Origin of the sequence: Fusibacter tunisiensis (genome assembly GCF_016908355.1) — a bacterium.
In the GTDB taxonomy this organism is placed as follows: domain Bacteria; phylum Bacillota; class Clostridia; order Peptostreptococcales; family Acidaminobacteraceae; genus Fusibacter_D; species Fusibacter_D tunisiensis.
In genome coordinates this window covers 1-11,010 of the sequence record NZ_JAFBDT010000039.1, presented here as the reverse complement: position 1 = coordinate 11,010, position 11,010 = coordinate 1, and the positions used below count along the sequence as shown (strand labels likewise).

Annotated in this window: 15 protein-coding genes; 13 read left to right on the top strand and 2 right to left on the bottom strand. The window is 33.9% G+C overall.

From position 1 onward, the window contains the following. From JOC49_RS12515 to JOC49_RS12480, 8 genes are all read left to right on the top strand, one after another. Positions 1-290 (top strand): DUF5412 family protein (locus JOC49_RS12515; RefSeq protein WP_204665376.1); only part of this gene is annotated, 290 nt, incomplete at its 5' end. Between the two features lie 122 nt (positions 291-412). Continuing rightward, positions 413-1,057, top strand: a complete 645-nt coding sequence (locus tag JOC49_RS12510; RefSeq protein WP_204665375.1) for a hypothetical protein — start codon at positions 413-415, stop codon at positions 1,055-1,057. Positions 1,058-1,151: 94 nt separating this feature from the next. Then, on the top strand, positions 1,152-1,634 hold the full coding sequence (locus JOC49_RS12505; RefSeq protein ID WP_204665374.1) for a hypothetical protein: 483 nt from the start codon (positions 1,152-1,154) through the stop codon (positions 1,632-1,634). Positions 1,635-1,726: 92 nt separating this feature from the next. Beyond that, the gene (locus tag JOC49_RS12500; protein ID WP_204665373.1) at positions 1,727-2,344 is read left to right on the top strand and encodes a flavodoxin family protein; all 618 of its coding nucleotides are present in this window, start codon (positions 1,727-1,729) and stop codon (positions 2,342-2,344) included. 96 nt (positions 2,345-2,440) lie between these two features. Further along, a complete protein-coding gene (locus tag JOC49_RS12495; RefSeq protein ID WP_204665372.1) occupies positions 2,441-3,199 on the top strand; it encodes a hypothetical protein in 759 nt (252 codons plus the stop codon). Between the two features lie 105 nt (positions 3,200-3,304). Next, entirely contained in the window at positions 3,305-4,288 is a 984-nt protein-coding gene (locus JOC49_RS12490) for a hypothetical protein (protein ID WP_204665371.1), read from the top strand. 101 nt (positions 4,289-4,389) lie between these two features. Then, the gene (locus JOC49_RS12485; protein WP_204665370.1) at positions 4,390-5,091 is read left to right on the top strand and encodes a hypothetical protein; all 702 of its coding nucleotides are present in this window, start codon (positions 4,390-4,392) and stop codon (positions 5,089-5,091) included. 166 nt (positions 5,092-5,257) lie between these two features. Continuing rightward, entirely contained in the window at positions 5,258-6,163 is a 906-nt protein-coding gene (locus JOC49_RS12480) for a DUF2971 domain-containing protein (protein WP_204665369.1), read from the top strand. A 76-nt stretch (positions 6,164-6,239) separates the two neighbouring features. Here JOC49_RS12480 and JOC49_RS12475 read toward each other — a convergent pair whose 3' ends face one another. Next, a complete protein-coding gene (locus JOC49_RS12475; protein ID WP_243423728.1) occupies positions 6,240-6,668 on the bottom strand; it encodes a type II toxin-antitoxin system HicB family antitoxin in 429 nt (142 codons plus the stop codon). A 24-nt stretch (positions 6,669-6,692) separates the two neighbouring features. Beyond that, entirely contained in the window at positions 6,693-6,893 is a 201-nt protein-coding gene (locus tag JOC49_RS12470) for a type II toxin-antitoxin system HicA family toxin (protein WP_204665368.1), read from the bottom strand. 232 nt (positions 6,894-7,125) lie between these two features. Between JOC49_RS12470 and JOC49_RS12465 the strand changes: the two genes are divergently transcribed. The 5 genes from JOC49_RS12465 to JOC49_RS12445 all read left to right on the top strand — a co-directional run bounded on the left by JOC49_RS12465 (position 7,126) and on the right by JOC49_RS12445 (position 10,865). Then, on the top strand, positions 7,126-9,369 hold the full coding sequence (locus tag JOC49_RS12465) for a U32 family peptidase (protein WP_243423726.1): 2,244 nt from the start codon (positions 7,126-7,128) through the stop codon (positions 9,367-9,369). A gap of 166 nt (positions 9,370-9,535) precedes the next feature. Then, positions 9,536-9,700: a hypothetical protein gene (locus tag JOC49_RS12460; RefSeq protein WP_204665366.1), complete on the top strand. Its 165-nt coding sequence runs from the start codon at positions 9,536-9,538 to the stop codon at positions 9,698-9,700. Further along, entirely contained in the window at positions 9,672-9,938 is a 267-nt protein-coding gene (locus JOC49_RS12455) for a GNAT family N-acetyltransferase (RefSeq protein WP_204665365.1), read from the top strand. The genes JOC49_RS12460 and JOC49_RS12455 overlap by 29 nt, the downstream gene beginning before the upstream one ends. Before the next feature lie 53 nt (positions 9,939-9,991). After that, a complete protein-coding gene (locus JOC49_RS12450) occupies positions 9,992-10,342 on the top strand; it encodes a DUF2200 domain-containing protein (RefSeq protein WP_204665364.1) in 351 nt (116 codons plus the stop codon). A gap of 19 nt (positions 10,343-10,361) precedes the next feature. Further along, positions 10,362-10,865 carry an HD domain-containing protein gene (locus JOC49_RS12445; RefSeq protein ID WP_204665363.1) on the top strand — a complete coding sequence of 168 codons (504 nt, stop codon included), beginning with the start codon at positions 10,362-10,364 and terminating at the stop codon, positions 10,863-10,865. The last annotated feature ends 145 nt before the right edge of the window (positions 10,866-11,010 follow it).

Genomic DNA, 11,010 nt, shown 5'->3' with positions numbered 1-11,010 from the left:
ATTGGCTATTCTTTGATATAAATCGAATACCAGAAGGAGAACTAATTGATCAAATCGAATCACCTTCGGGTGAATACAGTTTAAGCATTTACTTAGTAAATGGTGGTGCAACGGTCTCATATGCAATTAGAGGTGAGCTAGCATACAATCAGTTAAATAAAATGTCAAAAAATATTTACTGGAATTATAAGGAAGAAACTGCATTAGTGAAGTGGATTGACAATAATACAGTTGATATAAATGGACATATAATTGATGTTAGATATCAAGTGTATGATTGGAGAAGATAAATTCAATTAAAATATTAAAAAGATCGACCATCACATAACACACCATTTTAGCCACTGAAGCGGCTAAAACGGTAAGAACGTTATGTGAAATAACAAAGGAAATGTAAACTGGAGGATAATTTATGATTGAAAGATCTCTTATTGCAATTGACTCGAAACACACTGAAGAGAACCAAATACAGTTCTTGAAACATAGCAATCCTTCGAGTAGTTTAGTTGTTATTTTTCCAGGTGGAGATAATTCAACAGACATTCCGACGTTACATTATGCGAGAAAGACAGCGTTATTAATTGGTTGTGATGTATTAAGTTTGCAGTATGGAGTTAAAGATAGAAAATTAGATTTCTATGATAGAGATATCTACGATGCTTTAGTAGAAGAGTGTTTTGATGCAATCAATAAGGTGAATTATAGTGAGTATGATAGGCTATTTTTCATAAGCAAAAGCATTGGAAATTCTATTGCTTTAGATGTTGACAATAAGTATCTTAATTCAAAATTGGCTCATATATTTTATACTCCTCTATCAGAAGAGGTAGAAAGGATCCGATTGAAAAATTGTATGGTATTCACAGGAGATAAAGATAAACTTGTTGATCAAAAAAGTATTGAGACCTTATTGAGTATCTCTAATGTTGAAGTTCATCAATTTGCCAATGCTGTTCATTCATTAGAAATAAATGATGATGTCGGTGAAAGTTTGAAAATTCTAGAGACAACAACAAATCTATGTCGAGAGTATCTAAAAAAACAAATGACAAGTTGAAATTGAGTTACTCCACATAACACACCATTTTAGCCACAGATGCGGCTAAAACGGTAAGAACGTTAGGCAAAACCAAATTTTGGAGGTAAAGGATATGAGTACTTATGAAAAGTACAATTTGATTAACATGGACGTTACACTGTTATACGGGAGATATTCATTTGAAGATTTAAATAGTATTATGGAAGAACCATTTCGATCTGAGTATCAAACAAAAGTTGGGTTTCAATGGCATCCGTCAGTTGTTGGATCAGATTTCATCAGCATCAGCATTGTATTTGGAGCCCTTATAGGTGGTATTGCTGGAGGTGTATTGTCAGAAATTGGAACAGATTTATATAATTGGACTAAAAATTCGTTAAGAAAAGCGATTGAAAAAAGGAGTAATTTTGATGAATCCAGAATTTCGTTAAGTTTTAAAGATAAAGAGATATTAATTTACACCAATACTAAAGAGGAAATTATTTTAACTCTTGAAAATGTAGAAAAAATAGTTTTAAAGATTAGTAAAGATGAACAAGAAGGGAATTTAATAGAAATTGAATCCATTGCTACATATATTGAAGATGAAAAATAATTAATTTGGCATCGCCTAACACACCATTTCAGCCACTGAGGCGGCTAAAACGGTAAGAACGTTAGACGAAAGACTAAACAAAGGTGAATATCATGAGTAAAATTATTGGAATATCAACTTCATTTAATTCTAATTCAAAGTCAAAAGACTTATTAGAAGATTTAAAAATCGTTTTTAAAGAAGAATTGGAAATAATCAACTTAAAAACTGACTATGAAAATGATATATATTGTGATGGTTGTTATCAATGTATGTCAAAAGGTGTTTGTATAAAAGAAAAAAATAGGGAAATGATTGAAAACATAATAAAATCAGATGTAATTATTTTTGCTATTCCAATTTACTATGGTTCAATTTCAGGGAAAAGTAAATCATTATTGGATTCATTTTTTTGTTTGAGAAATAACGAGCTGAATAATAAAAAAGTTATTGTTATATTGTCCGCACAACAAGAAAATCAAGAGGGAATTGCAGTTATTGAATTACTACCATGGGCATTCAAACATAATGTTAAGTTGATATCAATTGAAACAATTCATGATAATTTAAAAGCTGAAGATAAGAACTTGATGATTGAAAGAATTTATCAAAAAATTAAAGACGAAAATAGTTTTGAAATGAAAATTGAGTTTACTGAATTTAAGTATTTAGGAAAAACAGTAGAAGTTCCTATGAAGTTCGAAAATGAAAAAGTTAAGTCCATCGTCTAACACACCATTTCCGTCACTAAGGCGACGGAAACGGCAGAAACGTTAGACGAAAACCCAAGTGAAAAGAATGAAAAAAACTTAAAAACGAGGAAAAAAATGAGAAAAAAAAAGATTATTGCTCTATTGATTTTCATTATTTTATTAACAGCATGTAATCGTATCATTTCCTCAGATGAAAATAATAAAGAAAATCAAAATACTTCTGAAGAAATAAATTTACTTGAAGATAGATCAGTTTTAAGTTCATCTACACTTAATATGGATAATGACGAAGCTTTAGAAACAGTTAAAATTATTGAAAAAGATAATTACAATTTTTATGTAGAATTTACAAAAGGTCAAAACGATGTATCTGTAAGTGAAAATATACTTGAGCTTTTTGGAAAAGTGAATTCCGTTTCTCAAGTTGATATTACTAATGATGGTAATACCGATATTTTAATATCAGTGGATGAAGGCGGTTCTATTGGTAGTACAATATACTATTACTTAAGCTGTAAAGACAATAAATTGGTTAGTATGGACCTAAGTGAAATTATTAATGAAGAGAATTATGATTTTGAATTTGACAAAGACGGAGTAAATATTACAGGAAATAATATTGATGAATACATAAAGTTCAACAATAGAGTATTGAGCACTTTAGAAGAGTTAGAGGTATCAATCGCATCTGAGTATGAAGTGTTACCAGCAATATTGAGTTTTTCCAATACTTATAATCATGAAGTAATTATTACTGCAAAACGATTATTAATTGTTGAGCACAAGTTGAATTCAGTTGCAGAGATTAGAACTGACTATGTATTTTCTGAAGGTTGGAAAAAGATAAAGACAATTATAACCGTTGTAGACTAAAAGTTATATTATTGAAAAGAATATGTATGGGTCATCGTCTAACACCATATCCCCGTCACTTCGCGACGGGGACATGAGGAACGTTATATGACATGAGGAGAAAACATGGAGAATTATACAACACGACTATTAGTAAAAAATGAGTTAGATTTGGCGTTGAATTTTGCATGGCCAATTGCATCACAACAAAAGTATTTCTATTTTCCGTATTATAACAACTACGATGAACTTAATGAAATTTTCACAAGATTTTTTGATAAAAAGGGTCTGTATCTTATTGGAATATTTATGAATTGTGAAATTGTAGCATTGTTTCCACTAGTATTTAGAGATGATGACAATATTGGTTCATGGGATAAAGGAATCTATATTAATGATACTGGTATTTCTTATTATACCGCAATGGAGTTGTTTAAGAATTTTATTAGTAAGAACTTAGGTTTTAATAGTAAGAAAATATATTGCGGAATAAATAGCGATTATTCTGATGCTGTGATTTATTTTGGAAAAGAAAAATCTGAAATCTTAGAAGAAACGTATATAACAAACTTCAAATTTGAAGATGTTCAGAAGTTTATTATTCCTATAGATCATCAAATACTTAATGGATCGATAAGAATCTATGATTTTAAAGAGGAACTTAAACGTAAGGAATTTCTTGAACAACATAATGAAGTGTATAGGTCCTATTTTAAGTATCATGATCATGCATATCCAAATTATTATTGGACTTCTGAACGATTAAAAAAACATTTACATGATTTTCGGATTATAGTAGCCGTTTGGTATATGTCCGAAGACAATTTCAAAATACTAGGAAGTATCTTCATACGTGAAATTGATGGAGTTGGAGATATCTATGGTCTGAGTGATCAATTAGAGCAAGATCAAGATTTCTTAATAATTGAGCCCAAATTAACTTCAACAAAATTAAGAGAATTGTTGTTGATCTATGGAATAGAAAATAGTCAACATGCAGATACAAAATCAATGATGTTCTTTTGCGAAGATATTAAAGATTACAATTTGGCCATTTCAAAAGGATTTGAAAATATGGGAAAATATACTGTTTACTTATGGAAAGTATAGAGTTTCATAACTCACGTCATATAACACGCCATTTCCGCCACTAAGGCGACGGAAACGGCAAGAACGTTATATGAAATATCAAAAATACAAGGAGAGAAAACATGAATCAAGAAGGAGAATTATTAGGAAAAATTAGTTTAATTGGGACTGAAAATGACAATTTGCCAATGTGGTCAATCATTAGATATTGTGATGAGTTTTGTACTAATTATAACAAAATAATGATTATAAGAAAAATTTGTGAGTTAATGCAACAGGGAGCATCAGATAATGATTTTTTTGTAGCTACAAGATCAGAAGAATTATTCCCAGGTGATAATAATGGTCTATCATTTTCTTATGATTCAGATAAGTTCTTAATGTTAGCAACAAAAAATAACAATCCAGAAGAGTTTTGGCGAATTATAAAAGACTATATTAGGCCAGTAGTATTTTATACTGGTGGAAGTAGTCCGGTTAAATTAGTGGACTTTACAGATGACAGTGCTGTAAAAATTACCAATTTATCGTATAACTCACCTCCAATTCTAGATATTCAAGGGACTGTTAATGGTTTGTTAGATGTAGCGAACGCAGGAAATAGAAGAGAAATGGAAGAAGAACTGCACATTTCTACTTTAATTGGTGACGCATTAGTAAATACCGAAAAACTAGCTCGAGCAAGTCAAGTAGTAAATGATCCTAGAACTCCTTCTGGCGTTAAAAATTACGCAAACAACCTACTTGAGGAGTTGACAAGAAAGCAAGAAAAATTGAATCTGAAACTAGATGTACGTATCACTAGGATTGATATAAGATGTTAAATTTATTATATACTTCATATAACACACCATTTTAGCCACAGAGGCGGCTAAAACGGTAAGAACGTTATATGAAATTCTAAAGAAATAATCTACATGTTGCAAGACAAGAACTAATATTTATAATGTTGCATATTCCAATTGTAGCAAGGAATTCAAAAATGTTTAAATGGGGGTGGACGATTTCTTCTTTTTTTTTAATACAGATGGTCAAGAAAATGATGAATTAATGAAAAAGTATTGTGACTCAGATATGCTATATCACTACACAAAACTTGAAACAGGAATTGAAAAAATATTGCCAACAGGACTTCTTAGATTTTCGTCATTCGTGAATGTAAATGATCCTAGTGAAAGAAAGAAAAGAAATATTTCAATTAACTGGGCTAAGGACTCTGGAATGAATTTTGATGATGCTAAAAAACTGGATTACGTAGATTTGTTAAATGATATTAGGCTAAATAAGTCTAAGTTAATTTGTTTTTCAAAGAATAAAGAAAATGTTTATGAGTATATTACTGGCAAAGAAGAACCTGGCAATATATACAGAACTGGATTTTATAAACCAAGAATGTGGACTCAATATGGAGATAATCACAGAGGAATTTGTATTGCGATTCATAAGCAAAAATTTGTAGATAATTTAACTTCTAAACTCACGCAAAATAGAGTATATAGAGGAGATATTAAATACACAGATTCAACAAAAGGTATTTTTAGCAGTACAGCATTAGAAGTAACAAAAGATAACAAAAGTGATTTTCAAAATAACTTTAATAAATTTTTTATCGAACACCATATTATTAAACACCGTGAAAGACTATATTTTACAAAATCCACTGATTGGCGTGATGAACAAGAATACAGGTTTTTATTAATTTCTGAAGATAACGAAGATTATTACATTGATATTAATAATTCAATAGAAGGTATATTTTTAGGTATTGATTTTCCAAGTGTGTACTTACACTCAATAGTCAAACTTATACCTCAAAGTGTTGATATATTTAAGTTGAACTTAAACGATTCAATACCAGAAATAATTAAAGTTGATAGAACTTCATATAACACATAGTCCTCGCAACTAAGGCTGCGAGGACTATAAGAACGTTAGATGAAATTCAAAAAAAAAACCATTCAAAATCGAATGGTTACTCATTAGTTGATATTCCTAAATAATTTTTAATTGCAACTTGTAATAATTGAGAGAAATTTACATCATTTTCAATAGCAACATCATTAAGCCATTTTGGTATTGTTAAAGTCTTTTTAATTGCCTTATTTTTCATGAAATCTCTAACAGGTTTCATCCATATATCTATAAGTACGATAGACTCATTTTTCTTTGTAACTATATTTTTTATATGAGAGGGTGTTGGGATAATTTCTTTATCATCTTCCAAACCAAAGATATGCAGTTCTAAAGCTTCTTTTGCATTAGATAAAGCTTCAATTTCGTCCTCTCCATAAGAGAAGCATCCAGGTAAATCTGGAAACTCAACAGAAATCCCATCGTCTGCAAAATGGAAAATTGCAGGGAAAACATAACGATCAGCTAACATTGTTACACCTTCTTTCATAAATGTTGAAGTCGAAGGGAGCACTTACCCTTCAATTCCAGCCTGTTTAAGAATACTCTCAAAGGTTTTTCGAGGTAAGTCTTTTTTAGGATGCGGAATAGTGACAGTCCCTTTTTTAGTAGGGTGCTTCAGTTGATGATGAGATCCTTTGATTCTGACCACAACCCAGCCATCACTATTAAGTAGTTTAAGTAGCTCCCTTGAGTTATAAGAACGATGATTCATGAATCATCCTAAAGAATAGGAAATTTAGAACAAGAACAACGTTCTATACGTATATTATATACGTGTTTGCGATAAAAAGCAATAAATGAACGTCGCATAACACACCGTTTTTCTCACTTCACGGCGGAAAAGGTGAAGCTTTGTCAAATTGACTATAATTAGCAACTTTTCTTGTGTTATAGGGCTTGACTTGTTATAATGCTTCATAGACAAAAAAGGTTTGGAGGAAAAAATGACTGAATTACTAGCTCCAGCTGGAAGTATGGAGGCTCTAAAGGCTGCAATTTCCAATGGCTGTGATGCAATATACCTTGGGATGCAAAAATTCGGTGCGCGGGCTTACTCATCCAATTTTGATTTGGAAACTTTGAAAGAGGCTGTTGAGTACGCACATCTTAGAGATGTCAAAATATACGTTACAATGAACACAATCGTTTTTGAAAATGAAATACCGGAAATGCAGGACCAGATGCTGGCACTCAATGATATCGGTGTGGATGGGATTATCGTCCAGGACCTTGCAGCCCTCGATTTTATCGTCAATAATTTTCTGGATTTGGAAGGGCATTGTTCAACGCAAATGGGCATAGATGATTTGGATGGGACCTTGCTGTTTAAAGAACTCGGGGCAAAAAGAGTGGTTCTTTCCCGTGAAGTTGAAGTTGAAAAGATCAAAGAAATTAAAAGGATTGCCAAAATCCCCTTGGAGATTTTTGTCCACGGTGCCTTATGTGTTTCTTATTCGGGAAATTGCCTCATGTCCGGCTTAATTGGTTACAGAAGTGGAAATCGAGGAAGATGTGTGGGGTCATGCCGTAAAGAGTATGAAATTATCAATCAGTTGACAGGAACTACCCTTGGTAAAAACTATGTTTTGTCCACAAAAGACTTGAATACAATTGATTATATAGACGATTTGAAGGAAATTGATTCTCTTAAAATTGAAGGTCGAATGAAAGAGCCTGCCTATGTTGCCAATGTGGTATCCACATACCGCAAGGCTTTGGATGGGCAAGTTACTGAAACGGATAAAGACAACTTGAACAAGACATTTAACAGAACTTATACAAAGGGGTATATATTTCATGAAGACCCAAAGGAGATTACCAATGTCTTGAGACCCAACAATTTTGGGTATGAAATCGGACGCATCAGTAAAATCAATAAAGACCTGTACGAGATTTCCTTATCACGTCCCTTGAATCAAAATGACATTATTAGAATCAGTCATAACAACGAAGATGTGGTTTTAACAGTTGTGAAACTATATGACAAAGAAGGCAACCTGGTCAATCGGGCAGAGGACGTTTGCTATATCAAAATCAAAGAGAAGCTGTCAAAGGGGGATTTGGTCTATATCACTAAAGACCAAGCCCATTACAAACTTTTGGAAGCCTCTCTTGAAAAAGAGTTTAAGCGGTTTAATCTGGATTTAAAAGTCTATGCATACCCTGGTTCAAAGATGACTGTGGAAGCTTCTGGATTCGGTTTTAATTATGTCTATGAAAGCGATGAAGTGCTGGACGCAGCCATCAATAACCCCACAACAAAAGATCAAGTTATCAAACAGGTTTCCAGATTGAACGATACGGTATTTGAACTGAACCATGTTGAGTATGAAGCGTATGGTGCCTTTATTCCAGCGAAGCTCTTAAATGCCGCAAGAAGAGAAATTGTTCAGGGCCTTTATGATTTAAAACTCAAGAGTCAGAAGAAAAGAACCAAAGTTTTAAAAGCCAATGAAAAAATAAACTTTCCTCAAAAAGGACCCTATCTCACAGCTTCTGTAATGACGCAAGAACAATACGATGCTTGCCTTGCTAGTGGTATAGAGGAAATATATTTTGAAAATGTAGTTAGAAGGAATCAAGTTGACTACGTGGAAAGAGAAGGAACCCTTCTCATTGGAGGGTATGGTGGTCTTTATCATTACAAAAACACCAATCCTTTTGTGACGGACTATTCGATGAATGTTGTCAACTCAACCAGCTGCTACGAACTTTACAAGCTGGGGGCAAAGCGGGTCACCTTATCCTATGAACTCAACAAGAAACAAATTGATGCCCTGATTGAAGCCTATAATAAGGCAAACAGCGGATATCCAGCCCTTGAAATGATTGTGTATGGAAGAGCACCTCTAATGTTTACAAAATATTGCCCACTGAAAAAAATGGACCAGTGCGGCCACTGTAAGACCAACCATTATGAGCTCAAAGATGAACACGGGATATTCCCGATTATCACCCATGAGGACTGCTCGGTTACAATCCTCAATGGAAAAACCCTCAATCTCTTGGATGAACTCAAGTCCATAGAGGGTGTGGAGGCATTCAGATTGAATTTTACAATCGAGTCAAAAGAAGAAGTTGTAAAAACCATCAAAGCCGCCAAGGGCAAGCTAGATGGGTCTCTTGCAAAATCCGTTTTCAATCAGGAAACAGATACAAGGGGACATTTCAATAAAGAGATTTTGTAGCAAAGTAAAAAGCACTCCCTTGGTTCACATCAGTGAGTCAAAGGAGTGCTTTCATACTTCTTGGAAGTGGGTTGAGCTGAACCGGGTGACCTACAAGGAATCCTGGACCTAAAAGATTTTTTCTTCTATAACTGTCTCGAAGTCATAGATTTCGCATTCTGCATCCATGTTGAGAAAATTAGGATGCAGCCAGGAAGGCATTCGTAAACAACAGATTTTTACCAACGGCCACTACAATGATCAAATACCCATGAAAGTTCTTGTGACCAGTCATTTGGAACCAAACCTTGTTCAAGATGGATATGAGCGTTTTATGGGATTTAAGAGTTGATGATACATTCAAAAATCAAGGGGTTGGACAAGCTCTTTTTGATGAAGCGGTGCTTTGGTCCAAAGAACAAGGTTTTTCTCAAATGAAGATTGAATGTCAGAACAACAATGTCCCAGCCTGTAGATTTTACCATAAACAGGGCGCTGTTTTGGGGCGGATTGACCGGTATGCATATGTTGAAAATGAGGATGAGAAAAATGAAGTTCAACTTATTTGGTATTTGGATTTGAGCATTTAACCGGGACAATCAGGGTGTGATTATGTTAGAATTTTAATAGGGAGGGTTTGATTATGGGAAGAAAAAGTATCGATCAAATGAGTTTTGCAAGTGTCTATCCGCTCTATGTCGCAAAGGCTAAAAGAAAGGGGCGAACCAAGGATGAAGTTGATGAGATCATTCTATGGTTGACCGGGTATGATTCAGCCTCTCTTCAAAAAGCAATTTTGGATGAAGTGACTTTTAAAGAATTCTTTGCTCAAGCACCAAAAATGAACCCTTCCAGAACCGAAATCAAGGGCGTGATCTGTGGAGTGCGGATTGAAGAAATTGAAGACCCGCTTATGAAAGAAATTCGCTACTTGGACAAAATGATTGATGAGTTGGCGAAGGGAAAGAAAATGGAAAAAATACTCAGAGGCTAGTAGGAGGCTAATGATCATTATGAACAAACTCAATTGCTTGTATTGGGAAATGGTTGAACACGATGCAGGAGATGCCTGGATGATTCAACATTTCACAAAGGTCTATCAGTACGCCAAGATTATTGGTCAGGGTGAGAATCTGGATGAGGGAGAACTTGAAACTCTTTTGGCAGCTGCTCTTGTACACGATATTGGAATTAGGCCGGCTAGAGAGAAGTATGGCGACAGTTCCGGAAAAAACCAGGAAGCTGAAGGGCCAGAAGTGGCAAAAAAAGTCCTTGAAAAGGTTGGTTTTGACCATGATGCAGTAGACAGGGTTTGCTACCTTGTGGGGCATCATCATACGTATGATTCAGTTGATGGCTTGGATTATCAAATTCTTATTGAGGCCGATTTTCTCGTGAACCTATATGAAAACAACAGTGATCTATCTGCAAGGGAATCTGCGTTCAATAAGATATTTAAAACCGACACGGGAAAAGCGCTTTTTCAAAAAATGTATGTAGGCAGTGAAAGTGAATGAGGGAGTTTATGATTGTAGGAATTATTTTTTTAATCTGTAATTTAATGCTGATTTTAACTAAAATAGCCGAGAAGTCCCCCGCCTCTAAGCCACCTTGCTCACGGAGTGAGAGTGCAGGTGGGGGATGAATCGGCTTGTTTTTGAC